This is a genomic window from Ruegeria sp. CDSA246, from assembly GCF_059611225.1.
In genome coordinates this window covers 198,502-223,035 of the sequence record NZ_JBXWPD010000004.1, presented here as the reverse complement: position 1 = coordinate 223,035, position 24,534 = coordinate 198,502, and the positions used below count along the sequence as shown (strand labels likewise).

The 24,534-nt window shown below is 58.4% G+C and carries 25 protein-coding genes and 1 riboswitch; of the genes, 12 read left to right on the top strand and 13 right to left on the bottom strand.

Annotated elements, in window-relative coordinates; translation table 11 throughout:
* Window positions 1–19: 19 nt before the first annotated feature.
* The 5 genes from hflK to AC2FI9_RS06945 all read left to right on the top strand — a co-directional run bounded on the left by hflK (window position 20) and on the right by AC2FI9_RS06945 (window position 4,083).
* Entirely contained in the window at window positions 20–1,165 is a 1,146-nt protein-coding gene (gene hflK / locus AC2FI9_RS06965; protein ID WP_108858948.1) for an FtsH protease activity modulator HflK, read from the top strand.
* Window positions 1,165–2,061, top strand: coding sequence for a protease modulator HflC (gene hflC, locus AC2FI9_RS06960; RefSeq protein WP_282118761.1), 897 nt, complete (start codon window positions 1,165–1,167; stop codon window positions 2,059–2,061). The genes hflK and hflC overlap by 1 nt, the downstream gene beginning before the upstream one ends.
* Window positions 2,061–2,255, top strand: a complete 195-nt coding sequence (locus AC2FI9_RS06955) for a DUF2065 domain-containing protein (RefSeq protein ID WP_496766825.1) — start codon at window positions 2,061–2,063, stop codon at window positions 2,253–2,255. The genes hflC and AC2FI9_RS06955 overlap by 1 nt, the downstream gene beginning before the upstream one ends.
* A gap of 185 nt (window positions 2,256–2,440) precedes the next feature.
* Complete coding sequence (locus tag AC2FI9_RS06950) at window positions 2,441–3,877, top strand: Do family serine endopeptidase (RefSeq protein ID WP_261307915.1); 1,437 nt, start codon at window positions 2,441–2,443, stop codon at window positions 3,875–3,877.
* A gap of 35 nt (window positions 3,878–3,912) precedes the next feature.
* Window positions 3,913–4,083, top strand: coding sequence for a hypothetical protein (locus AC2FI9_RS06945; RefSeq protein ID WP_496766824.1), 171 nt, complete (start codon window positions 3,913–3,915; stop codon window positions 4,081–4,083).
* 14 nt (window positions 4,084–4,097) lie between these two features.
* Here AC2FI9_RS06945 and AC2FI9_RS06940 read toward each other — a convergent pair whose 3' ends face one another.
* The 5 genes from AC2FI9_RS06940 to AC2FI9_RS06920 form a co-directional block, all read right to left on the bottom strand.
* The gene (locus AC2FI9_RS06940) at window positions 4,098–4,766 is read right to left on the bottom strand and encodes a Crp/Fnr family transcriptional regulator (RefSeq protein WP_108858944.1); all 669 of its coding nucleotides are present in this window, start codon (window positions 4,764–4,766) and stop codon (window positions 4,098–4,100) included.
* A gap of 160 nt (window positions 4,767–4,926) precedes the next feature.
* Window positions 4,927–5,532: an inner membrane-spanning protein YciB gene (locus AC2FI9_RS06935; protein ID WP_058274883.1), complete on the bottom strand. Its 606-nt coding sequence runs from the start codon at window positions 5,530–5,532 to the stop codon at window positions 4,927–4,929.
* A 16-nt stretch (window positions 5,533–5,548) separates the two neighbouring features.
* Window positions 5,549–6,451 carry a DMT family transporter gene (locus tag AC2FI9_RS06930; RefSeq protein ID WP_282118758.1) on the bottom strand — a complete coding sequence of 301 codons (903 nt, stop codon included), beginning with the start codon at window positions 6,449–6,451 and terminating at the stop codon, window positions 5,549–5,551.
* A gap of 87 nt (window positions 6,452–6,538) precedes the next feature.
* A complete protein-coding gene (gene ftsY, locus AC2FI9_RS06925) occupies window positions 6,539–7,702 on the bottom strand; it encodes a signal recognition particle-docking protein FtsY (RefSeq protein WP_496766823.1) in 1,164 nt (387 codons plus the stop codon).
* A 58-nt stretch (window positions 7,703–7,760) separates the two neighbouring features.
* Window positions 7,761–8,399, bottom strand: a complete 639-nt coding sequence (locus AC2FI9_RS06920; protein ID WP_496766822.1) for a lysoplasmalogenase family protein — start codon at window positions 8,397–8,399, stop codon at window positions 7,761–7,763.
* A 134-nt stretch (window positions 8,400–8,533) separates the two neighbouring features.
* Between AC2FI9_RS06920 and AC2FI9_RS06915 the strand changes: the two genes are divergently transcribed.
* The gene (locus AC2FI9_RS06915) at window positions 8,534–8,929 is read left to right on the top strand and encodes a hypothetical protein (protein ID WP_496766821.1); all 396 of its coding nucleotides are present in this window, start codon (window positions 8,534–8,536) and stop codon (window positions 8,927–8,929) included.
* Window positions 8,930–8,935: 6 nt separating this feature from the next.
* On the opposite strand, the gene xseA is transcribed toward AC2FI9_RS06915, so the two are convergent.
* Complete coding sequence (xseA, locus tag AC2FI9_RS06910) at window positions 8,936–10,429, bottom strand: exodeoxyribonuclease VII large subunit (RefSeq protein ID WP_496766820.1); 1,494 nt, start codon at window positions 10,427–10,429, stop codon at window positions 8,936–8,938.
* Window positions 10,430–10,503: 74 nt separating this feature from the next.
* On the opposite strand from xseA, the gene purD reads away from it, so the two are divergent.
* Window positions 10,504–11,766: a phosphoribosylamine--glycine ligase gene (purD, locus tag AC2FI9_RS06905; RefSeq protein ID WP_282168575.1), complete on the top strand. Its 1,263-nt coding sequence runs from the start codon at window positions 10,504–10,506 to the stop codon at window positions 11,764–11,766.
* A gap of 81 nt (window positions 11,767–11,847) precedes the next feature.
* On the opposite strand, the gene AC2FI9_RS06900 is transcribed toward purD, so the two are convergent.
* Window positions 11,848–12,570 carry an FG-GAP repeat domain-containing protein gene (locus AC2FI9_RS06900; RefSeq protein WP_496766819.1) on the bottom strand — a complete coding sequence of 241 codons (723 nt, stop codon included), beginning with the start codon at window positions 12,568–12,570 and terminating at the stop codon, window positions 11,848–11,850.
* Window positions 12,570–12,893, bottom strand: a complete 324-nt coding sequence (locus AC2FI9_RS06895; RefSeq protein ID WP_058273927.1) for a 2Fe-2S iron-sulfur cluster-binding protein — start codon at window positions 12,891–12,893, stop codon at window positions 12,570–12,572. Before AC2FI9_RS06895 ends, AC2FI9_RS06900 begins: the two co-directional genes overlap by 1 nt.
* Before the next feature lie 127 nt (window positions 12,894–13,020).
* On the opposite strand from AC2FI9_RS06895, the gene AC2FI9_RS06890 reads away from it, so the two are divergent.
* A complete protein-coding gene (locus AC2FI9_RS06890) occupies window positions 13,021–13,392 on the top strand; it encodes an OB-fold nucleic acid binding domain-containing protein (protein ID WP_496722965.1) in 372 nt (123 codons plus the stop codon).
* Window positions 13,393–13,396: 4 nt separating this feature from the next.
* Here AC2FI9_RS06890 and AC2FI9_RS06885 read toward each other — a convergent pair whose 3' ends face one another.
* From AC2FI9_RS06885 to AC2FI9_RS06875, 3 genes are all read right to left on the bottom strand, one after another.
* Window positions 13,397–14,125 carry an extensin-like domain-containing protein gene (locus AC2FI9_RS06885; protein WP_496766818.1) on the bottom strand — a complete coding sequence of 243 codons (729 nt, stop codon included), beginning with the start codon at window positions 14,123–14,125 and terminating at the stop codon, window positions 13,397–13,399.
* A 344-nt stretch (window positions 14,126–14,469) separates the two neighbouring features.
* Window positions 14,470–15,087: an imm11 family protein gene (locus AC2FI9_RS06880; protein WP_496766817.1), complete on the bottom strand. Its 618-nt coding sequence runs from the start codon at window positions 15,085–15,087 to the stop codon at window positions 14,470–14,472.
* Between the two features lie 106 nt (window positions 15,088–15,193).
* Window positions 15,194–15,883, bottom strand: coding sequence for a glutathione S-transferase N-terminal domain-containing protein (locus AC2FI9_RS06875; protein WP_496766816.1), 690 nt, complete (start codon window positions 15,881–15,883; stop codon window positions 15,194–15,196).
* A gap of 121 nt (window positions 15,884–16,004) precedes the next feature.
* Window positions 16,005–16,082: riboswitch (SAM riboswitch) on the top strand.
* Window positions 16,083–16,147: 65 nt separating this feature from the next.
* On the opposite strand from AC2FI9_RS06875, the gene metZ reads away from it, so the two are divergent.
* Window positions 16,148–17,338, top strand: coding sequence for an O-succinylhomoserine sulfhydrylase (gene metZ / locus AC2FI9_RS06870; RefSeq protein WP_496766815.1), 1,191 nt, complete (start codon window positions 16,148–16,150; stop codon window positions 17,336–17,338).
* A gap of 169 nt (window positions 17,339–17,507) precedes the next feature.
* Window positions 17,508–18,611 (top strand): GTP cyclohydrolase FolE2, encoded by a 1,104-nt coding sequence (gene folE2, locus AC2FI9_RS06865; RefSeq protein ID WP_282150935.1) that lies wholly within the window; start codon window positions 17,508–17,510, stop codon window positions 18,609–18,611.
* 334 nt (window positions 18,612–18,945) lie between these two features.
* Here folE2 and AC2FI9_RS06860 read toward each other — a convergent pair whose 3' ends face one another.
* Window positions 18,946–19,668, bottom strand: coding sequence for a hypothetical protein (locus tag AC2FI9_RS06860; RefSeq protein ID WP_496766814.1), 723 nt, complete (start codon window positions 19,666–19,668; stop codon window positions 18,946–18,948).
* Between AC2FI9_RS06860 and AC2FI9_RS06855 the strand changes: the two genes are divergently transcribed.
* Together AC2FI9_RS06855 and AC2FI9_RS06850 are read left to right on the top strand one after the other, a co-directional pair.
* Window positions 19,667–21,115 carry a TrkH family potassium uptake protein gene (locus AC2FI9_RS06855; RefSeq protein WP_109312003.1) on the top strand — a complete coding sequence of 483 codons (1,449 nt, stop codon included), beginning with the start codon at window positions 19,667–19,669 and terminating at the stop codon, window positions 21,113–21,115. The two genes, AC2FI9_RS06860 and AC2FI9_RS06855, sit on opposite strands and share 2 nt — an antisense overlap.
* On the top strand, window positions 21,115–22,689 hold the full coding sequence (locus AC2FI9_RS06850) for a thiamine pyrophosphate-binding protein (RefSeq protein WP_496766813.1): 1,575 nt from the start codon (window positions 21,115–21,117) through the stop codon (window positions 22,687–22,689). Before AC2FI9_RS06855 ends, AC2FI9_RS06850 begins: the two co-directional genes overlap by 1 nt.
* A gap of 55 nt (window positions 22,690–22,744) precedes the next feature.
* On the opposite strand, the gene AC2FI9_RS06845 is transcribed toward AC2FI9_RS06850, so the two are convergent.
* Window positions 22,745–24,478: a serine protease gene (locus AC2FI9_RS06845; protein WP_496766812.1), complete on the bottom strand. Its 1,734-nt coding sequence runs from the start codon at window positions 24,476–24,478 to the stop codon at window positions 22,745–22,747.
* Between the last annotated feature and the right edge of the window lie 56 nt (window positions 24,479–24,534).

Here is a 24,534-nt window from a genome sequence, read left to right as displayed (position 1 = left end):
CACAAGGGAATAGATACATATGGCGGGCAATAGCGGCGGCCCCTGGGGGGGCGGAGGCTCTTCGGGCGGCGGAGGAAATCGGGGTGATAACGGTGATGGGCGCAAGCCCCCCGAAGGCGATGGTCCGCAGATCCCCGAGATTGATGAATTGATGAAGAAAGGCCAGGAACAGCTGCGCGTCCTGATGGGCGGCCGCGGTGGTTCAGGCCGCGGTGGCAACGGTCAGGGCTCTGGCGGCGGTGGCCCTATCTTCACAAAAGGTACGGTTCTTATTGGTGTCGTCGTCGCGGCGGTATTGTGGGGGGCGGCCAGTTTTTACACAGTCAAGCCTGAAGAACAGTCGGTTGAGTTGTTCCTCGGCGAATTCTCGGCCGTCGGAAATCCGGGTCTGAACTTTGCGCCGTGGCCTTTCGTTACCGCCGAGGTCATCCCGGTCACCCGCGAACAGAACGAAGATATGGGCGGCGCGCGCGGCAGCGATGATGGCTTGATGCTGACAGGCGACGAAAACGTGGTCGATATCGACTATCAAGTCGTCTGGAACATCAACGACCCTGCGAAGTTCCTGTTCAACTTGCGTGATCCGCGCCAAACGATCCGTGCGGTGTCGGAATCAGCGATGCGCGAGATTATCGCTCAAAGCGAGCTTGCACCGATCCTGAACCGGGATCGTGGTGTTATCGCGGATCGCTTGCAGGAACTGATCCAGTCCACAATGGACAGCTATGATTCAGGGATCAACATTGTCCGCGTGAACTTTGACAAAGCCGACCCGCCTCAGGATGTGATCGCCGCCTTCCGCGACGTTCAAGCTGCTGCGCAGGAACGGGACCGGTTGCAGAACGTAGCCGATGCCTATGCGAACAAGGTGTTGGCAGAAGCGCGCGGCGAAGCTGCGCAGGTTCTGGAAGAGGCAGAAGGATATCGTGCCCAACAGATCAACAGTGCGCGGGGTGAAGCCAGCCGCTTTAGCGCAGTTCTGGAAGAATACTCCAAAGCACCCGATGTGACGCGTAAGCGTCTGTATCTGGAGCGTATGGAGCAGATTCTGGGTGACGTTGACAAAATCATTCTGGACCAGAACTCATCCGGGCAAGGGCAGGGTGTTGTGCCCTATCTGCCGCTGAACGAGCTGCGTCGTAGCCCAGCCGGGGAGAGCAACTGATGCGTAAATCACCCATTATCCTCATTCTTGTCGTGATCCTTGGCGTCGTTGGCCTGTCTTCGATCTTCATCGTGGATGAACGTGAACGCGCGCTGGTCCTGCAATTTGGTCGTGTCGTCGCGGTCAAGGAAGACCCCGGTTTGGCGTTCAAAATCCCGGTGATTCAAGAAGTTGTCCGCTATGACGACCGTATCCTGTCTATTGACGTACAGCCCCTTGAGGTGACCCCTCTGGACGATCGGCGTCTGGTTGTCGATGCATTCGCACGTTACCGGATTTCAGATCTGAACCAGTTCCGTCAGGCCGTTGGTGTCGGTGGTATCCCGGTTGCCGAGGATCGTCTGGATCGTATTTTGCGGGCCGAAACCCGCGAAGTTCTGGGCTCGGTTTCGTCCCGTGACATCCTGAGCTCGGACCGTGCGGCACTGATGCTGCGCATCCGAAACAGCGCGATTGCCGAAGCTCAGGCGCTGGGCGTGACTGTAATCGACGTGCGATTGAAGGCGACCGACTTGCCACAGGCCAACCTTGAGGCGACCTTCGATCGCATGAAGGCCGAGCGGGAGCGTGAAGCAACAGACGAACGTGCCCGTGGTAACGAGGCGGCGCAGCGTGTGCGTGCGCAAGCTGACCGGACGGTGGTCGAACTAGTTTCAGATGCACGTCGTGAGGCCGAGATCACCCGTGGTGTAGCGGACGCCGAACGTAACGCGATCTTTGCGGAAGCCTATGGCGCGGACCCGGAGTTCTTTGAATTCTACCGTTCGCTGACCGCGTATGAGAATGCGTTGCAGGGCGGCAATAGCTCGTTGGTTCTGAGCCCGGATTCCGAGTTCTTCAACTACCTCGGTTCGCCAACCGGACGGCAAGCTCCGGCTGCTGCGGCCTCCGAATAATGGGGCTGATCCTTCTGGCTTTCGGGCTGGTATTGATTGTAGAGGGGCTGGCCTATGCGCTGGCCCCTTCGCTTATTGAGCGCATGTTAGAGGCATTGCGGTCACTGCCCGAGCAGGCGCGGCGGCTGGCCGGTTTGCTGAGCTTGGTCAGTGGGTTTATCCTGCTTTGGGGGGCTTATCAGGTCGGGTTTTGATGCGGTGACCTCACTTGCAGGTGATTTCCCCGAGATCCCGAGTTGCGGGCAAGGACAAACCGACTACATTGGTTCCTGAGAAGATTTGCCCGAGGGCAGTATTTCAAGACTTGTTGACAAGGAGTTCCCAAGTGCAGGCACAAGCACGCAGTATTTCAGTCCGGCAGGACGAGGGTGTTGGTTTCATGCGGCTGATGTGGCTGGCCATTGCGGGGATGATTCTTGTTCTGGCCCAATCCGTCGCAGCACAGGCGCGGAGCGAAAGCCTGGCGCCGCTGGCAGAAAAGATCAGCCCGGCCGTGGTCAACATTACCACCTCGACGTTGATCGAAGGCCAGACCGGCCCGCAGGGCATTGTGCCCGAAGGATCGCCGTTCGAGGATTTCTTCCGCGATTTTCAGGACCGGAACGGTGATGATGAAAATCGCCCACGCCGCAGCAACGCGCTGGGTTCGGGGTTCGTGATTTCCGAGGACGGCTACATCGTCACCAACAATCACGTGATCGCCGAAGCCGATGAAATCCTGGTGGAGTTCTTCCCCGGTGATGGGCAGCCGCCAGAAGAACTACCCGCCAAGGTGATCGGCACAGACGAGAAAACCGATATTGCGCTGCTGAAGGTCGAGGCCCCGGGCCCGCTGCAATACGTGCAGTTTGGCGACAGTGACGTCGCCCGGGTCGGTGATTGGGTTATTGCCATGGGCAACCCGTTGGGGCAGGGCTTCTCGGTTTCGGCCGGGATCGTTTCGGCCCGCAACAGGGCGCTGAGCGGCTCGTATGACGACTACATCCAGACCGACGCGGCCATCAACCGAGGCAACTCGGGCGGTCCGCTGTTCAACATGAATGGCGAAGTGATTGGTGTGAATACAGCGATTTTGTCGCCCAACGGCGGCTCGATCGGGATCGGCTTTTCGATGGCGTCCAACGTTGTGGTCAAGGTGGTCGACCAACTGCGCGAATTCGGCGAAACCCGCCGCGGTTGGCTGGGCGTTCGCATTCAGGATGTGACCGAGGACATGGCCGAGGCAATGGGGTTGGCCAAGCCGGGCGGTGCGCTGATCAGCGATGTTCCGGATGGGCCGGCGAAAGATGCTGGTCTGCTGGCTGGTGACGTGATCCTCAGTTTTGATGGGGTCGAGGTCGAAGATACACGCGGCCTTGTGCGTCAGGTCGGCGAGACAACCGTGGGCAAAGCCGTGCGTGTTGTCGTGCATCGCGATGGCGGAACACAGACCGTCCTGGTTACTCTGGGGCGTCGTGAGGATGCCGAACGGGCTGATCAGGGCGACGAGGAAACGTCTGAGGCTCCAACGGAAGAGAATGCTGACATTCTTGGTCTGACCATTTCGCCGCTGACGGACACGCTACGCACGGATCTTGGTCTGGAAGAAGACGCCGATGGGCTGGTTGTGACCGAAGTGGATGAAGCCTCTGAGGCGTTCTCCAAAGGGTTGCGCGCCGGCGATCTGATCACCGAGGCTGGACAGCAAAAGGTGACGTCGATTGAAGACCTGGAAGCACGCATGGAAGAAGCGCGTGAGGCCGGGCGTAAATCGCTGTTGTTGCTTGTACGACGCGGTGGCGACCCCCGCTTTGTGGCGCTGAGCTTGGGCGAGTAACGCACCACATCAAACGTGATGACAAGGCCGGGGCAATGCCTCGGCCTTTTCCGTTCTACGTTGCGCTGAAAGTAAGTGAGCCACACGCCGGGGAGGCGCATGGCTCTGGTACAGGGAGAGGCCAGTGGACAGATATCGGGGATGATTCTCTGGCCCCCTACGGTAACAGCTACGACGATAGCCATTTCGGCACACATCGTATGTGAAGGAGGTCACAAGGTCAGATTAAGTCGGATTCGGCGAGTTCTTTCAGGGCGTTGAAGTCCTGGATCATCAACCCGCCGCGGGATGCCTCGACAACATTGTCGCGTTTCCAGGTGGAAATCGTCTTGGATACAGCCTCGCGCGTGGCACCGACGAACTCGGCCAATTCGCTTTGGGACAAGGTGATCCGCATGGCGGGGTCGTCCTGAAGGGCAGACAGATGCAGCAATTTGCGCGCCAGACGAATGGGCATCGGCAGGAATACCTGTTCGTTCAGCTGTGACCCCATCCAGCGCATGCGCAGGCCCGCCAGACGGATCATGTCGACGGCAAGGTCAGGATGCTGGCGGATCTGGTCCATCACGTCTCTGCGGCGCACGCGCAGCACGCTAGATGGCTCGGCCGCTGCTATCGTGGCGGTCCGCGGCCCGCTGTCGAACAACGCAATTTCGCCAAACACTTCGCCCGGCTTCATAAGGGTCAAAGACAGCTTGCGCCCGCTCATCGCAAGGAATGAAACCTCAAGCGTGCCCTCAGAAATCACATAGAGCGCATCGCCTTCGTCCCCCTGCTCAAACAGCACCTGGCCTTGATCCAAGGAAATCTCGGTCGCGAGTGCCGAAAGCATAGCCCTGAGTCGGTCTGATGCCTCGGACAGGAATCCGCTGTTTGGGAGTGCCTTCATGTGGTTGAGGGGTCTCCGGCTGCTGGTGTTGAGTGGTGCCCCAATGTTCCACAGCCGGGCTATTATTCCAAGGTTTTTATTGGTTTGTCTGATTGCGCGCTGTGCGATGGCTCAATATGAAAGCAAACGCTTAAGCTGCGCGCCGATTATAAGTGTTCGCCTATTGGTGGTCGGGGTCATCCATGTAGCGTTGCAACAGACTGAACTGAAGCATCAGAAACGCCATCAGCGCGATCGGAAAGGCGAAAGTTTCAATTTTGACCCACAGGTCCGTCGACATTGTTCGCCAGACAAATTCATTGGCAACGGCCAGAACCGCAAAGCAGCCGCACAACCGGCGGGTCAGGATCATCCAGCCCTCATGGCGCATCGGCAGCATATCTTCGAGGACATAGGCCAGGTAAGATTTCCCTTGCAGAAGGCCAATTCCAAGGATGACCGAGAAAAAACCGTAAACCAGCGTGGTTTTCATCTTGAAGAACCGCTCATCATTGAACCAAGCGGTCAGGCCGCCAAAGAAGATGACCATGAAGGCGGTGAATATCTGCATCCGGCTCAGTTTGCCGGTCAGGACCCAGAGGATGCCCATGGCGGCCAGCATCAGCGGGACGAAGATGATCGTCGCAATGATAAAGCCTGAATATTCAATGCCTCCGATCAGGAAACTGTCGTCACGCAGACGTAGGTAGATGAAGAAAAAGGCCAGTGGCGGCCCAAGCTCTAACGCTTGTTTCAGAAATGGATTGATTTCTTTTTTGCCTGGCATGTCTGTTTCCTGATTTTTACCCACCCATTTCAACTATTACGGCGCCCAATGCAATCAATGCCATCAGCGCGACCCGTCTTGGCCCCACAGTTTCTTTTAACACCAGCCACCCGATAAGCGCCGCGAAGACTGTCGAGGTTTCTCGCAGAACGGCGGCTTCGCCGACCTTGTCCAGACGGGTGGCCAGCATGATTGCTCCGAAGGACATAGGGGCGATGATGCCTCCGGCCAAGCCCCGCAACATCAATGGGCCAACGGCAGGGCGGTTGATCATGGCGCGCCATCTGAGGAATGCGTAAATCGGCATCGCAAACCCGTCGATCATAAAAAACCACGCCAGAAAGGTGAACGGGTCGGCGGTGGCCCGGATGCCATAGGCGTCATAAGTGGTGTAGAGCGCGACGAACAGGCCAGTTGCGATGGCCAGTACCAGCGCTATGCCCAACGTTTCCCGGTTGGTTTCCAGAAAACGCAAATTATAGGCGGCCAGGCCGAATATACCGGCCAGCAGGACCAAAACGCCAAACCATTGAATCCCGGTAAAGGTCTCGCCAAAGAGCAGATAGGCGCCGATGACCGTGAATAGGGGGCCAGTGCCGCGTACGACAGGGTAGACGACAGTGTATGAACCCTTTGTATAGGCCATGGCCTGAAGGACCTTGTAGGCGATGTGGATCACCCAGACCACGGCGAAGATGGACCACATGTAGGGTTCAGGCCACGGCACCACGAAAAAGGCAAAAGGGGCGGCCATCAGGCAATAGCAGGCGTCGATTGCTCCACGGGACAGCCAGGGATCGTGGCGGCCCTTCTGCAGCGCGCCAAATACAGCATGCAGGAAGGCGGCCATCAGAGCGAGGCCAAGAGCCAGCTGATGGCCCGCTTCTGTGCCTTCGAGAGAAATCAGCCAGTCGCTCAAATGTCAGTCTTTTCGCTGGGAGGAGAGGTCGGGGGGTTTTCCACCCCCAGACCCCAGGAGGATATTTGGGGCCAGATAGAAGGGGGATCAGGTTTGGTCCAGGCCAGTGAGGGCGGCGGCGAACTCTTCGGGGTCGAAGGGGGCGAGGTCGTCGATCTGTTCTCCGACGCCGATGGCATGGATTGGCAGGCCGAACTTGTCAGCCAGTGCAACCAATACGCCACCTTTGGCGGTGCCGTCGAGTTTGGTCATCACCAGCCCTGACACGTCAGCGAGGTCGCGGAATGTCCGGACCTGGCTCAGCGCGTTCTGGCCCGTGGTGGCATCCAGCACCAGCAGCGTGTTGTGCGGGGCGGTCTCGTCGATTTTGCGGATTACGCGGACGATCTTGGCCAGTTCCTCCATCAGGTCCGCCCGGTTTTGCAGGCGACCGGCCGTGTCGATCATCAGCAGGTCTGCGCCGTCTTGCTGCGCGCGGGTCAGAGCGTCGAAAGCCAATGAGGCCGGGTCAGACCCTTCGGGTGCGGTCAGCACCGGCACGCCGGCGCGGTCGCCCCAGACCTGGAGCTGTTCGACGGCGGCGGCGCGGAAGGTGTCCCCGGCGGCGATGACGACCTTCTTGCCGGCGGCTTTGAACTGGCTGGCCAGCTTGCCGATGGTCGTGGTTTTGCCGGACCCGTTGACGCCAACGACCAGCACGACCTGCGGGCGCTCGGGGTAGATGGGCAGAGGCTTGGCAACCGGTTCCATCACACGGGCGACTTCCTGGGCGAGCAATTGCTTGATCTCTTGCGTGGAGAGTTTCCGGCCCAATCGCCCCTCGGCCATGTTGGATGTGACCCGCAAAGCGGTGTCGACGCCCATATCCGAGGCGATCAGCAGTTCCTCTAGCTGCTCAAGCATATCGTCGTCCAACGTACGACGGATGACGGCCTTGGCTTCGTTCCGGCCAAACAGGCGTCCCAACACCCCTTTGGATGGCGCGGCCTCGGGCGGGGGCGGAGCAGGGGTTGGGTCGACCGGTGCGGGTTCAGGTGTTTCGACCGGCTGTGGCACAGGGGCGGGTTCAGGTGTCTCTGGCACCGGCTGTGGAACTTCGGGAACCGGTTCCGGCTGCGGCTCAGGCTCGGGGATAACTGGATCGGGGGCGGTCGTTTCCTCGCCACCGTCTTCGACGATGGCATCCAGCCCCTGTTCGAGGCGGGACGAGGATTTGAACAGCTTGTCCTTGAGCTTTGAGAAAAACGCCATTTTTAGTCTCCGCAGGTGTTCCTCTCACCTAATGCGGATTTGCGGCAGTTGCAAAGGGTCACAAAAACGCAATTAACAGCCCCGCTTGCGCGCCCCAGTATAGGATCCAGATCATAAAGGGCGTGATGCGTAGCGCCGGATGGCCGTCAGGCAGCAGAAACTTTTCAGTCGCCAGTATCAGGTCCGACGCGATGAAGGCCAGTGCGGCGGGCAGGGCCCAGCGTAACGCGCCCGCCTCGGGCAAGGCGAGGACCGTAATGCCCATGCCAAGGATGATCGGGATATAGCCCAGAACCGGTACCTTGAGGTCACCGGCGCGGGGGGCGAGCAGGGTTGCAGCAACGATCCCGAGGATGATCAGCGACCAAAAGATGCCGGGCTTGTCGAAGATCAGAGCGGTGTCGCTGGATGGGTGGCTGAGGAACAGAGCGATATAGGCCAGGTGGCCTGCTGCAAATGCACCGATCCCTGCCATGAAGGTCGAGTCCGTCTCGCGTGATAACAGCGCGTCGCCCAAGGCGCACAGGACTAGCGCAAGGGTCAGTAGCATGGGGGCGCCACTTAAGACAGCAACCAGCGCCAGTAGCGCGACAGAGGCCGTCTTGAAGAGGGATCGCAGGGGGCTGGCCGGGCGCGGTGACATCGGCAAATAGGCCAGCGCGCTCGCGGCAGCGATCCAGAAAAAAGCGGTTGTCATCAAATGTCCCCCATTTGGCTTTTTTTGGCAGCATCACCGGGATCGCCATTACAACTCAAGCGGTGACGTGAAGGCAGCCGTTTGTGGGGAATTGTTTATTGGCGATGCCGAACTGCATCTGCCAAAATGATCTCATGCTGACGCGTCTTGCGATTCTTATGACACTCACTGCGCAGGCGGCCGTTGCCCAGCCGGCCTTGTCCGGGTCTGAGTTTGACAGTTATACGCGCGGAAAAACCATGTTCTATGGGTTTCAGGGAACGGTTTACGGCGTCGAACGCTATTTGCCCAATAAACGCGTGATCTGGTCGTTTCTGGATGGCAATTGCAAAGAGGGCGTTTGGTACGAACAAGGAGGGCAGATCTGCTTCATCTATGAAGACAGGATTGATCCGCAATGCTGGGTCTTTTCCAAGACCGACAGGGGGTTGACCGCCTTGTTCGAAGGCAACTCGGAAGCCACCGAGCTGTACGAGGCCGAAGATATCAATGAAGAGATGGTCTGTCTCGGCCCCGAGATTGGCGTCTGAAGGTCGCTAGAACAGAGAGCCCTGATCAGGTGCATCTTTCTTGGCCGGTTTTTTTGGTGCCGCCCGCGAAGCCGTGGGCTGACCAGTATTTAGGAGGCCATCCGCGAATTCGATCTCGAACGTGCTGTGTTTTGAGGCCTGTTTCTTGGTCGTAAGAACCTCTCCCTCGGCCCGGACCACAGCATAACCACGTTGCAGTGTAGCTTTGTAGCTTAGTGTTTCACGCAGGCGGTCGGCGGCGTCCAGCTGTTGCCGCATCCGATCCAGTCGCGTGGCCTGCGCCGTGTTCATTCGTTCTGCCAACCTGTTGATATTTTGTTGTTGTTGTTCGATTTCGCGCCGGATTGGGCGCAGGGAAAGCCGGGATGACAGGTTGCGCAAGGCCTCGTTTCTGGACGAAACGAGATTGCGCAACGTCGACGGGCGCAGATGTGCGGACAGCTCGACAACCTGCAGACGTCGGTTTTGCACGCCGCGATTCAGTGCGGGCGCAAGTCGATCTGCAATCAAATCAAGTCGTTGGCGTGGGGTGTTCAACAGGCTTTCCGGGCGCGGCAACGCGCGGGACAGGTCGCGAAGCCGTTGAGACCGCCTTTGAACCGCGTCCGTCGCGGCACGAGACAAACGCGCGCCTTGCTCACCCGTCCAAGCCAGTAGTTCCATTCGAACCGGCACGGCAAGCTCGGCCGCGGCGGTCGGCGTTGGCGCGCGGCGGTCTGATACAAAGTCGATCAGCGTCGTATCTGTTTCGTGACCAACGGCCGAAATCAGCGGAATGTCCGAAGCGGCCGTCGCACGCGCGACAATTTCTTCGTTGAACCCCCAAAGGTCTTCAATCGAACCGCCGCCACGGGCGACGATAATCAGGTCGGGTCGAGGCAGTGAGCCGCCCGGCGTCAGTTTGTTGAAACCGTCGATGGCCCGCGCAACCTCGGGTGCGCAGTTGGAACCTTGTACAGCGACAGGCCAGATCAGCACCTTGCGCGGGAAGCGATCCCGCAGGCGGTGCAGGATGTCCCGGATCACAGCACCAGATGGTGAGGTCACCACGCCAATGATCTGCGGCAGGTACGGCAGAGGCTTTTTCCGTTCGGGCGCAAACAGACCTTCAGCCTCGAGCTGTTTCTTGCGCTTTTCCAGCAAGGCCATAAGTGCGCCTTGCCCGGCGACCGCGACCTCATCGACGTTCAGGTTGTATTTCGATTGCGCGCCAAAGGCCGTCAGACGACCGGTGACGACAACCTCAAGACCTTCTTCCGGCACCACGGATAGGCCCGAAACCTGACCTTTCCAGGTGGTGCAGGCCAAAACGTTCCGGTCGTCCTTGATGTCATAGTACAGATGCCCCGAACGCGCCGTAAACACGCGTCCGACTTCACCGCGCACACGGATTCGCCCAAACGTGCCTTCGAGCGTGCGTTTCACCTCACCCGAGATGTCCGAAACGGTATATTCTGGTGTGTTTTGGCCCGGGATCGGGTCATCAAGCAGGTCGGACATTTCAGCGCCTTGTGTCAAATGCCCGGCCAGCTTAGAACGCCCGGAAGGCGAGGCCAAGCAGATCGGAGACCTTAATGAACATCCTTATTCTCGGCAGCGGCGGGCGGGAACACAGCCTCGCCTGGGCGGTGATGCAAAATCCCAAATGTGACCGACTGATCGTGGCGCCGGGAAATGCAGGGATTGCACAAATTGCCGAGTGCGCGGCACTGGATGTCGAAAACGGCGGTGCGGTTGTCAGCTTTGCCGAAGAGAATGCGATTGATTTCGTGATCGTCGGCCCCGAGGCGCCCCTGGCCGCTGGCGTCGCGGATCGTCTGCGTGAAGCGGGTGTGCTGGTCTTTGGTCCGTCGGCAGATGCGGCGCAGCTGGAGGCCTCAAAGAGTTTCACCAAGGAAATCTGTGACGCCTCTAACGCACCGACTGCGGCCTATGCGCGGTTTACCGAGGCCGAGCCCGCCAAAGCCTATATCCGCGAGCAAGGCGCGCCGATCGTCGTTAAGGCCGACGGCCTTGCAGCAGGCAAGGGTGTGATTGTCGCGATGGACGACCAGACCGCGCTGGAGGGCATCGACGACATGTTCGGCGGCGCTTTTGGTGGCGCAGGGGCCGAGGTGGTGATTGAGGAGTTCATGGAGGGCGAAGAGGCATCTCTCTTCGTCTTGTGTGATGGCGAGGACATTCTGTCCATCGGCACCGCGCAGGATCACAAGCGCGTGGGAGAAGGCGACACGGGCCCAAACACAGGCGGTATGGGGGCGTATTCCCCAGCCCCGGTCCTGAGCGCCGAGATCGAGGCGCGCGCGATGGAAGAGATCGTGCGCCCGACCATGGCTGAAATGAAGCGCCGGGGCATGCCATTTCAAGGCGTTTTGTATGCGGGGTTGATGATCAAGGATGCCCAACCGAGGTTGGTCGAATACAACGTCCGCTTTGGTGACCCGGAATGCCAGGTTCTGATGATGCGGCTTGGTGCCCAGGTTCTGGACCTGCTTCATGCCGCGGCCGAGGGCCGTTTGAGCGAGACACAGGTAAACTGGGCCGACGATCATGCGATCACTGTTGTGATGGCGGCTCAGGGGTATCCGGGTTCCTACGTAAAAGGATCTGCGATCAAGGGCTTGGATGCGCTTCCTGAGGACAGCGGCAACATGGTCTTTCACGCTGGCACTAAGGCCGTTGATGGGCAGGTTCAAGCCGCAGGCGGGCGCGTGCTGAATGTGACTGCGCGTGGGGATACGCTGCAAGAGGCGCGCGACCGGGCATATGCGATGGTTGAAGGTGTGGATTGGCCCGAAGGCTTTTACCGCCGCGATATCGGCTGGCGAGCTCTTTGAGTGGTTGGTAGGACAGGAGGCTTTGCCCCCTCGGCCTGCGGCCTCACCCCCAGGATATTTTTGGCCAGATGAAGAGGCGGATCAGCACTTGAGCGGATTGTTTAGGCTTTGGGGCTCGGTGAATGCGCCGAGGTCAGTTTTGGTCCAGCCATTTTGGTAGGAGACGCTGATAACGCGTGTCCAGTTGCCGTTGGCAAGGATCAGTTCCGGAGTGCCGCCGCAATCGCGCAGACCGCCGGAGATGAAATCTTCTCCAATGCGGTGATTGGTGAGATTGGGCAGCGATGCGATTGCGGTCAGCTCGCCGTCTGCAAATCGCCATATGCGCAGGGTTTTGGCCAAGTGAGGGCGATCGACATAGGCGATCTCGACGTTGCCGTCGCCATCCATGTCGGCCGCTCCGACCGGAGCGAGCCAGCGAAAGCGGGTTCCGATGTAGGGCGTAGCGGCAATCAGGCCGCCGCCATTGTAGATTGCAAGCCGTGCACCTTTGTCACGATGGCTTTCAACCACCAGAGCTTCGCGACGGCCATCGTTGTCAATATCAATCAGGCGCGGTCGGATATCTTCGAAAACGCGCTCTTTTGGCAGCCGGATTGTGTATTTCGCCCATTCCGGCGCATATTGCAGGATCAGGGCGCCGTATTCAATCTGATCACCGAGTACCCCGTGCGGGTATCGCGCAGTGGGTTCGGAGTACTCCGCCGAACCCAGCGGCTCATACTGCCATGGCTGCTGAGATCTTGTCTGGCTCGGACAGATTCCAATTGCGATCGCGGCCGCCGCGATCGCTTTGAAAAGCATCAGATCTGCTTTTCCGGCATCTGAACAACCAGCCCGTCCAATTCGTCAGTGACCTTGATCTGGCAGGTCAAGCGCGAGCGGGCCGGGTCGGGTTCAAAGGCGAAATCCAACATGTCCTCTTCCATGTCGTCCTTGGCCGGAACCTTCTCGACCCAGTCGGGGTGGATATAGACATGGCAGGTCGAACAGGCGCAGGCGCCGCCGCAATCGGCCTCGATGCCGGGGATATTGTTGTCACGGGCCCCTTCCATGACGGTCAGGCCGCTGGCGACTTCGACTGTATGTTCGGTACCGCCGTGCTCGACATAGGTAATCTTTGCCATTGCGTGCGTCTTCCTCTTTCGCTTGTCGAATTCTTCCATAGTGAAGGCATTTAGGTCTTTCCAGCCTCATTTGCGACTCGTCACGCCGTCTATGGACTTTCCTTGCGTATGTTCTATTTTTGTTCTCATGATTGTGTTGCCTACCCGCCCTATATCTACGAACCGGAACTGGCCGCGGCCGCCCGCGTGTCTGCCCGCCAATCGGTTGAACGACCCGCCCGAGGGCGCGCTGGTGGCGGTCGCGGGGCTGGTGATCTTGCGGCAGCGGCCCGGGACGGCCAAGGGGGTGATCTTTGTCACGCTCGAGGATGAGACCGGCATCGTGAACGTGGTGGTCTGGCGCAAGATCTATGAACGTTTCCGCCGGGCGGTGATCTCGGGGCGGCTGCTGCGGGTCACGGGCCGGATGCAGCGGGCGCATTCGGTGACCCATGTGATCGCGGAAGAGGTCGAGGATATCTCGGGCATGCTGGATGTGCTGGTGCGGGGGGAGGGGTAGTCCGTCAGCGGCAAACGGGTCCACTACGGCGGCGCGCTGTGTCAAAATGGAAGTGCCCTTTGTGATAGCGATCGGCGTCAGGACCCAGCACGGTGCCAAACAGACCGCAGGCGCCTGCGTGCAGTTCGTGCATAACATCGCTTGTATCTTCGGCTGCCCATCCGTCGCGCACAGTGATCACGGTGCCATCTAAAAGTATGAAGGATGAAATGTCGATTGCGCGGCCACGGGCATGTTCCGAAATCCGCGCGCGTGGCTGATTGTTCTGCGTCTTGCACGCATAATGACCAGCCAGACGCAATCCTTTCAGGCCGCCGCCCAGATTCGCAAAGGCCGGTTTGGCTGTGTTCTCCAACCATGTTTTGAGTGTGACGGCGGTTTCGCAATCCATCAACGCCAATTGGCTGAGAAGGACGTCAGATACCATGCGGATGCGCACGGGATCAGCAATGCCGCATCCCTGGTACTTTCCTCTAAAGGGTTTTCGCTTTTCGCCGAGAATAGTCCAGTCGCCACACACTGCACCACGTTCGCGCATCCTTTCGCGGCCGACTTCGATCTGACGAAACTTGCAGGGCCGCAGCCGCGGTCTGGGGGACACAGTCAGCTCTTGCTTAGGGGGAACAGGTGCGGTGTCTTCCTCCAAAAGAACGTCCAGTTCAGTGGACGGTTCATACGCCACAAGCTCATGCGCTTGAGCAGGTTCTTCGCAATCCGGCATGGCGCTCGCCATACCTGCGCATAATACAAACAGAGGGGCCAATACTCGCATAAAATAACTCGTTCCCTTGTCGGCTCGGACCGATTGTATCATGACCGGTCTTGGTACGTCTGCGCGAAGTGCGGATAGGGCGGGGCTTTGTATTATCCTTTTCCTGTGCAAAGCCAGAGTATAGCAGAAAATCCTTATCGCTTGAACAAACTGCTCTGCGCTTGCTTGCCCCGGTTGCCCGAGCTCAAACCAACATTCAGCGGGCGCATTCGGGATCTATGTGATCGCGGAAGAGGTCGAGGATATCTCGGGGATGCTGGACATGCTGGTGCGGGGAGAGGGGTCGGGCTGACCCCAGAATAAGACTATCGCTCTTCTGCGCGCCAAAAATGGTAGGCCTTGATCTTTTGAGCTTTAAACTCAGCATGCATTTCGTTGGACATTAGCAGTGGTAGATATGGATATCGTTTTTCACGCCAAAGATTGTGCTCTGCAGCCCTGTCCTTGCGGATAACAAGGTTCCGTGCCGTGGGCGGATCTAACTCCATTTGATCTCGTGACTTCTCGCCAACTATCTGAAAGGCCATCTTAACACTGGAGGCCTCATCGATAGCTGTGTCGAGGTGCTTGGTCACGTTCAAGAAAAAGTATGCTGTATCGGGCTTTGAGCCATCTCTGTAGAAGGCTTCGATTGGCAAAATTTGGTGTACACTTGGATCGAATGTTTCCAAAATTTGACGCACTCGTTCAGAGATGATCCGAACACCACTTCTCGCAGAAAAGATATCTGGGAGACTCGCCGCCTGTTTTTTAAACAGCACTTTTTCCGGTGCTTCGCTTAACTCCAATCGGCGTTGGCCTGTATGAAAAACGCTCGGGACATCATTCGAGATTTTTCCCGCGTTATACCTTTCTTGCCAACCGGGTAAGTCGAAACCCTTTAGGTAACGACCCGTTGCAGGGTAATAGCAAACATAAGCCATTCAAATCTCTCGTCAAAAAAAGCGAGTAAAACCCAGTACGCGGTGTGTCATTTATATGCAAGGATTGACAACGGAGTTTTGTGGTGACCAGAGAATGAGATGGGTTTCACCGCTTAAACAATACCCCTTGCGATTGCTTATCCCGATGATCCCCGCGCAACTCCGCATGTAGCTCGCGTCCGGCCTGAACACCGGGGCGGGCACTTACCGTTTCAAGCCAGCGGGCGAAATGGGGTTTGTCATCCAATACCTGCTGCTGACCTTCCCACAGGCTGGCCCAGCCCCAGACCGACATGTCCGCGATCGAGTAGAAATCGCCCGCGACGTATTCATTTTCGGCCAACCGCCGGTCCAATACTCCGTACAGCCGCCCGACCTCGGTGCGGTAGCGGTCTTTGGCATAGGGCAGGTCCTGCGGCGGCTCGAGGTTTGGCGCGTATTTCAGGAAGTGATGCGCCTGGCCGGCCATTGGGCCGACGCCGCCCATTTGCCACATCAGCCATTCCTCGACGGCGATCCGGTCACGTTCGGTTTTGCCATAAAAGCGTCCGGTCTTGCGGGCGAGATACATCAGGATCGCGCCGCTTTCGAACACCGAGATAGGTGCGCTATCCGGGCCGTCCGGGTCAACGATGGCAGGCATGCGGTTGTTGGGGGCGATTTTCAGGAACTCGGGGTCGAACTGGTCGCCCTTGCCGATGTTGATCAGGTGGGTGGTATAGGGCAGGTCCATCTCTTCCAAAGCGATGGACGCCTTCCAGCCATTCGGCGTGGGCCAGAAATACAGATCGATCATGGTGCCTCCTCAGGTTGAAGCGATCATGCGGTATTCTGCGCAATCGGCAAGAGGCGGTTACGAGAGCGTGACACAGGGCAACCGGGCTTGACGGCCAAGTACACGCGGCGTATTTGCATCGCAGAAGCTACGTGGCGATTTGTTACCGGATTGCGGGCCACGCTAAACAACACCGCTAAAAGGTCAGGATGAAAGGCCCCTTTCGCTTGACCGCGTCTGGGGTTTTTTTGATGCCCTTGCCAGACAAGGGTCGAGAGGAATGAGATGAGCGAGAGCTGGAACAAACGCACCCAAGCCGTCCATGGCGGCATCCGTCGCAGCCAATACAACGAAGTCAGCGAAGCAATTTTCCTGACACAGGGCTTTGTCTATGAGACAGCCGAACAAGCCGAGGCGCGGTTCATCGAATCCGGCCCGGATGAGTTCATTTATGCCCGCTATGGCAACCCGACCGTTTCGATGTTCGAACAGCGCATCGCAGCGCTGGAAGGTGGCGAGGACGCGTTTGCCACAGCATCCGGCATGGCTGCGGTGAACGCGGCGCTGACCTCGATGTTGCAGGCTGGCGACCATGTGGTGTCGGCCAAGGCATTGTTCGGGTCCTGTCTGTATATCCTCGAAAACATCCTTTCCCGTTATGGTGTGGACGTCACTTTTGTTGATGGCACCGATCTGGACGCCTGGAAGGCGGCGATCCGCCCTGAGACCAAGGCGGTTTTCTTCGAATCCATGTCAAACCCGACGCTTGAGGTCATTGATATCGAGGCGGTTGCCAAACTGGCCCATGCGGTTGGCGCGCTTGTCATCGTGGACAATGTGTTTTCCACACCGGTTTTTTCGCGCGCGATCGAACAGGGGGCGGATGTCGTGGTCTATTCCGCGACCAAACATATCGACGGGCAGGGGCGTGCTTTGGGCGGTGTCATCATTGGTACCAAGGATTTCATCCGGGGAACGGTTGAGCCCTATCTGAAACATACCGGTGGAGCGCTGAGCCCGTTTAACGCCTGGGTCATGCTGAAAGGTCTGGAAACGATGGCACTGCGCGTGAACGCTCAGGCAGATACGGCACAGACCATTGCCGAAGCGCTTGAGGGGCATCCGGCGCTGGAACGGACGCTTTATCCGGGTCTGAAAACCCATGCGCAAAACGCGTTGGTGCAAACCCAATTGGGCGGTAAAGGCGGAACGGTCCTGTCGCTGGATATCAAGGGCGGCAAGGACGCGGCGTTTGCGTTCCTTAATGCGCTGACGATCCCTGTCATCTCGAACAATCTGGGCGATGCCAAGTCGATTGCGACACATCCGGCCACAACAACGCACCAGCGTCTGAGTGACGATCAGAAGGACGAATTGGGCATCACACCCGGCCTGATCCGCTTTTCCGTAGGATTGGAGGATGCGGGCGATCTGCTTGCAGACATCAAGCATGCGCTGGGCGTGTCGCAACGTTAACTAACGGCAGCGGTTTACTGACAACCGGGTCGAAACTAGGTGAAAATGACGTAAGTCATGCGATTTTCGCCGAATTTCGATCCGGGCTGTGTTTTTCAGCGTATAAAGCTACACTGGAAAGCAAGCCGAATACAAACAAGGTTCGGCGACCAACCGAGGAACCCGATCGATGAACGTGCACCCCCGCGACATTGAGGACACGCCCGACAATGACGAAGCCGCAGCCGCTCTGAAGACGCTGCGCAAATGGGCCGAGTCCGCAACCGAGGCCGAGATCAGCCAGCTCGACCCGGCGATTGCGCGCCTTGTGCCTGGTCTGGTGCCCGTGAATTATCCGTCCCTGTCGCGCGAATACCCTGATGGGTTCACGGTCGACAGCGCGTATCGTGCGACCTTGCCGGACCTGCAGAATGGCCCGTCCAGCTTGATCCGGGGCGCAAAGCAACAAATCCAGCATGTTGGTATCTCGAACTTCCGCCTGCCGATCCGCTTTCATCGCAAGCGCGGCGATGACTTGACGCTTGAGACCTCGGTGACCGGGACTGTCAGTCTGGATGCCGAAAAGAAGGGCATCAACATGTCCCGGATCATGCGCTCGTTTTACAAACACGCCGAGCGTACGTTCAGCTTTGAAGTCATGGAGGCCGCGCTGGATGACTATATGACCGATCTGGACAGCTTTGACGCCCGTATCCAGATGCGGTTTTCCTATCCCGACCGTGTGCAAAGCCTGCGGTCCGGTTTGGAAGGGTACCAGTATTACGACATCGCACTTGAGCTGGTTGAACAGGGCGGAGTGCGCCAGAAGATCATGCATCTGGACTACGTATATTCCTCAACATGTCCCTGTTCGCTGGAACTTAGCGAGCACGCACGCGCAACACGTGGACAGCTGGCCACACCGCATTCGCAACGTTCAGTGGCGCGGATTTCTGTTGTGGTCGACTGCGACACAGATTGCCTGTGGTTCGAGGATCTGATTGCCTTGTGCCGCCGTGCCGTTCCGACAGAAACGCAGGTGATGGTCAAACGCGAGGATGAACAGGCCTTTGCCGAGCTTAATGCGGCCAATCCGATCTTTGTCGAAGACGCTGCCCGTTTGTTCTGTGCCGAATTGCTGGCCGATCACCATATCGGCGATTTCCGCGTGGTCGCAAGCCACCAGGAAAGCCTGCACAGCCACGATGCGGTGTCGGTTCTGACCGAAGGTCCGACCTTTGTGTCACCCAGCCTGGACCCGCGGCTGTTCACCACCCTGTTCCACGTCGGGTGACGGGGCAGGGTGGATCAATAAAGTATCATTTTTAGACTAAGAGCGGTTTTCCGCCGCAGCGCGGCAATTCGTGCTGCATTTGCACGATCCTTCAAGTAACACTGGTGTGGAATGCAGCCGTGGCAGGCGAATTTCTGTTCGTGCGTCTGCCACTCTGAAGGGAAGCTGAGACGTGCGACGCTCAGGACTTCGTGACTTCTTGATCCGCCCGAAAATCGGGACGGGCAGCTCAATTCACTCTTTTGCAGGCTGCATCGCTTTCAGAGGAGAACTAAAGTATGAATCCAATTTCCCAACCGCTGGAATTTCAGGCTGCGGCCATCAGAATGGCCGGCTATGCGGTTAGCAACCAAATGAAAATTATGCAGATTTTGACTCGTTCGGCGATGGAGCTGCCGTTTGTGTCGGTTAGTGCCTTGCACGCGTCGGCTGCTGCTCCGGCCCCGGCTGCACCCTCGGCAAAACCCGCGCCCAAGGCCAAACCGGTCGCCAAGGCAAAACCTGCGGTGGTGGCCAAACCCAAGCCTGTGGCCCGCAAGAAAGCTGCTGCAAGGCCCAAGGTCGAATCACCAAAGCCGACCGCGTCCAAAACGGTGGCTGAAGTGACCAAACCCACCCCGGTGGCGGCCAAATCGACCGAAGTTGCAGAAAAGCCTGCCGCCAAGCCTGCGGTCGCCAAAGGGCAGCCATCGGCCAAACCCGCAGCGGCAGCCAAACCAAAGCCTGCCGTTGCTAGAAAAACACCTGCGCCAAAACCGGCAGCGGTTGCCAAGCCGAAACCTGTGGCAGCGAACACCACTGCGCCAAAGACCCCGGCCAAACCAGCCGCACCCAAGCCGGTCGCGGCGAAACCTGCACCCGCCAAGCCGGTCGCGGCGCAGCCTGCGCCTGCAAAAGCCGTTGCCGCAAAGCCCGAAGGGGTACAGGCAACTCCGGCGCGTCGCCCGCGCGCCCCGTCTAATCCGCCCGCGATGCCAACAACGGCCCGCAAAACGGACGGGTAAAACCCGACACTGGCTTGACACAGTCGTGCAGGCGCGCCAACGCTGCGCCTCATGACGGATATGCGCCCGGTTGGATATGTGATTGGCCTATTGGTCGCCATTCTTGGGGCGACCATGCTGCTGCCTATGCTTGCGGACTTCATCGAAGGCCGAGGCGAGTGGCACGTTTTTCTCGAAAGCGGCGTCATCACGATTCTGACCGGCGTCGTTCTGGCGATGAGTTGCTCGAACGGAGTAGGCGAAGGTCTAACGATCCGTCAGACCTTTTTACTGACCACAGGGGTCTGGGTCGCACTGCCATTTTTTGGCGCCATTCCGTTTCTTTTGGGCGAGACCGAACTGCGCTTTGTCGACGCGTATTTCGAGGCGATGTCGGGCCTGACGACGACAGGCTCGACTGTGATTTCCGGCCTCGATAACCTGCCACAGGGGTTGCTGCTTTGGCGTGGCCTGTTGCAATGGCTGGGCGGCATCGGCATCATCGTCGTGGCCATGGTGTTCCTGCCCGAGCTTCGCGTCGGGGGCATGCAAATCTTCCGCTCGGAAGGGTTTGAAACTATGGGGAAAATTCTTCCGCGGGCGCAAGAGATCGCGGGCCAGATTTCCCTGATCTATGTCTTTCTGACGATTGTTTGCGCGTTGGTCTATGCAGGTCTGGGGATGGGCTTTTTTGATGCCGTGGTGCACGCCCTGACGACGATCTCAACGGGCGGGTTTTCAAATTATGACGCGTCCTTTGGCACGTTTTCCGGCCCAGCAGAATATGCGGCCGCTGTCTTCATGATCCTCGCTGCACTGCCTTTCGTGCGCTACGTCCAATTCGCCAATGGCAATACGAGGTCCATTTTCCGCGACAGCCAGATACGGACCTTTCTGGCGACCATTCTGGTGCTAGTGGTCATTATGGCGGTCTTTCTGACCTCCGTTTTCCCGCATCACTGGGAACAGGCTGTTCGGGAATCCCTGTTCAACATCACCTCGATCATTTCGGGTACCGGATATGCCAGCGTCGATTACATGGGCTGGGGCAGTTTCCCGATCATGATGTTCTTCCTGATCGGTCTGATTGGCGGCTGCGCGGGTTCAACCGCCTGTTCCATCAAGATCTTCCGGTATCAATTACTGTTTGCTTCGATCAAGACCCAGATCCGCCGCATCCGCTCACCTCATGGTGTTTTCAAGCCGCAATATGATGGCCGTTCGATTGGTCCAGACGTCCTGACCTCGGTTATGAGCTTCTTCATGTTTTTTGTGCTCTCGTTGGGCGTGCTGGCCTGGGCGCTGGCACTGACAGGATTGGATTTCATAACTGCCGTCTCCGGGGCAGCCACAGCGCTGGCCAATGTAGGTCCGGGGTTGGGGGATCAAATCGGACCGGCTGGCAACTTTGCAGGGCTCAGCGACACCGCGAAATGGTTGCTTTCAATCGGAATGCTGGTAGGGCGGCTTGAGCTTTTGGCCGTTTATGCACTCTTCACTGTCCAGTTCTGGAGGAATTGATGAAAAGACCCCTTGGTGCGCAGATTTCGCATATGCTGCGGGATCGCGGAGTGGATGTGATCTTTGGTATTCCCGGCGTGCACAATCAGGAAATGTATCGCGGGATCGAAGAGGCCGGAATCACCCATGTGCTGGCCCGGCACGAGCAGGGGGCAGGGTTCATGGCCGACGGCTATGCCCGTGCGACCGGCAAGCCGGGTGTTGCATATGTCATCACCGGACCGGGGTTGTGCAATATCATGACACCGATGGGGCAGGCCTATACGGATTCTGTCCCGATGCTGGTGATGTCCTCGTGCCTTGATGAAACGCAAGGCGTGCACGGGCAGTTGCACCAGATGAAAAACCAACGCGCTGCGGCTGAAACCGTGACTGACTGGTCGCATCAGGCGAATACGGCGCAGGCAGCCTACAATCTGGTCGAGCGTGCTTTTGAGGAGTTCGAACTCAACCGTCCACGTCCAAAGCACATTCAGGTGCCGATTGCACAGCTTGAGGCCGATGCTGATCCCGCACTGTTTCCCAACCAACCTGGTTTGCGCTCAAAAGTTCTGCCGCCGGACTTGGCTCCGGTAATGTCCATGCTGAACATCGCACGGCGCCCGTTGTTTATTCTGGGTGGTGGTGCGCGGTCGAATCTGTGGCGGCAAATCCTGACGCAGTTGGGTGCGGCCTGTTTTACCACGTATGCCGGGCGCGGAATGGCGGGGTTGGGCTATGCCTTGGACTACGGAGCCATGTTGCCACGACCGGGCAGCGCCGATGTTATCGCCTCGGCCGACCTTGTGGTCGTCGTGGGCGCGGAATTGGGCGAGGTCGACCTGTGGCGAAATGCATTGGGCCACACGGGCAATCTGGTGCGTATAGATGTGGACCCGAAGGTTCTGTCCGATCACCATCGCGCCGCAGTGAAATTACAGGCTGACGGGGAAAGCTTTGCCCATGCACTTTGGGCGGCTATCGACCATGTTAAACCTTCGACGGGCTGGACAGCGGAGGAAGTCGCTGACACGCGCCGCCGTTGGCGGGCCGAAGTGGATGCGGAACGACCGGGTATCGTCCCGGTGCTGGATGCCCTTCGCGCGGCGATGCCCGGCGACACCATGATCTATTCTGACATGACCCAGTTCGCTTATGTCGCCAAAGAGGTTTGGGATATGGGCTATCCCTATCACTGGCACCATCCGACCGGGTTCGGTACACTTGGCTATGCGCTGCCGGCCGGAATTGGCGGCGCCGTGGCGCGTCGAGGTAAGCCTACAGCGGTGATCGCTGGCGATTACGGTTTTCACTATACGATGCAAGAGCTTGGGGCAGCGGTCGAATTGGGCCTGTCTCTGCCGATCATCCTTTGGGACAATGGAAAACTCAAAGAGATCGAGGACAGCATGGTCAGAGGTCAGATCGCACCGAATGCGGTTGTCGCGCGCAACCCGGATTTCTGCAAACTGGCCGAGGCCTTCGGCGCGTTGTCGTCTGCGCCCTCCAGCTTACCCGAGATGCAGGAGGCGGTCCGAGCCGCCTTTACGGCCCCGGTCCCGACACTGATCCGTGTCACGCCGGATATCCTTTAGCCAACAAAAAAGCGCCGCTCGGACGAGCGGCGCTTTGTGCGATTTGGCGCAGAGATCAATCCCAGCAATGAACCAATACGGTCATTCCGGTCGCCCGGCGGCTGAGTTCATTGGGCGAGATTTGTGCCGTCGGCTGACCCGATTGACCGGATACACCCGCCTTGGCTAGAACCTCACTCAGGCTGTTGGCCGTTGCAGCGAGGCTGACGGACGCGGGCAGGGTGCGTCCTTCGGTCGGGGTCGGCAGCAGCATGCCAACAACCTGGCCATTGCCGTCAAACACTGGCCCGCCCGCATCGCCGGGCTGGGCTGCCAACGCCAGGCGTTTCACGCCGTCTTCTCCGTTCAGGCCGCGCACATCAGCGATTTGGCCAAAGGTAAGCGTCGGTGCGCCCAAAGCGCCCTCATACGAGAAACCCGACACCGCGATCTCAGATTGAATGCGCGGTGCATCGGCACTGAACTCTGCCACGTTGACCGGAACCAGATTGCGGTTGGGGCGCAGAACCGCCACACCCAGATCGGCATCAGACGAGGCGAGCTGAAGCTCTTGATCGTCATCCAACGTAATGCGTGTGCAGCTGTCAGCGGCCTCAAAAACGGTCAGAACCGTGCCGCTTGCATCAGCGAAGAAACCGGAACGGGACAGACGCGGTGTGCGCACCTGCAGCCCGGACACCAGATCAATCCGCTGCTCGGCATTGGCACCTGCTGCTGCGTCCAGTACTGCGCCAGTTGCAGTAAAGCCGGTCTTCATTGCGGCCAGCACTCTGGCGCGCCGGGCATCGTCATCCTCTGGCCAAACCAGTGTAAAGCCTTTGATCTGGCCATCGTCCAACCGTGCTTCGCTATAGGTCACGATCCCATTACCACGCCCTTCCAGCGTAAAGCTGTCGCCGCGCAGTTGTCGTGGGCCGTCGAGTGGAACGATTTCCAGCGATTGCAGCACTTCATAAAGGGCGCGCAGCGTGGCCTTGTCGCCCTTCTGACTGATCAACAGGGCCTTGGCGTTCAGATCGGTTGTGCTTTTGAAGTGAACAAACGGGGCCTCATAACGGTCGAATGCGATGACACCCATCGGCAGATCCACATCGATACCGGCCTGCGGGTCGGAATAACGCTCCATTCCAACGCTCAGAAGGGGGGCGTTAAAGTCGTCAATCAACGCCTTGCGCTGTGCGGTCGTCAGAACGCCGGTAGCCTCAAAGCCATTGAACCGCTGCCAGTCGCCCATGGAGCGGCGCGTGCCTTGGCCAAATGCGCCATCGATCGTTGAATTGTAAAAACCCGCGGCCTGCAAAGCGGTTTGCAAATTCATGCGTTCCTGAGTGCTTAGAAGACGTTCGCTTTGCAGCGCTTGTGAGCGTGTCTCGTCCGAGGCCTGCGGGGTTACGCCAACAGCAGGCTGTTCAGGCTGGGATTCAACTGGTGGCGTCACGACGCCCCGGTCCAGAATGTTCTCTCCAACCGGCCAGAATTGCTGTCCCAATGCGCTGGAAAAAGCGATGTAGCTGTCCGCAGGGATTTGCCCCTCGGCGCGGTAAACGCTTAGAACCTGTTCCGCATCGTTGCGTAAATAAGGCCCGATAACAATGGCATACCAACCAGAGTTCAAGCGAAACCCGTTTACGTCCGGTAGGGTGCTGGCATAGACCCGCGCACGTTCCTGCGCTTCGCGCAGCGAGGGCTGCGCTTCGACCTGCACCCAGACGCCTGCGTCCTGCTGTGCAAAAACAGCGCGCGCGCCGATGAGAAAAAGAAACAAAATTGCCGTGAATATGCGAGTCATTGTCTGCCCGTGTCCGCAGTGTTTTATCTTTGCCGGACCCTACGCGAACTCACGTA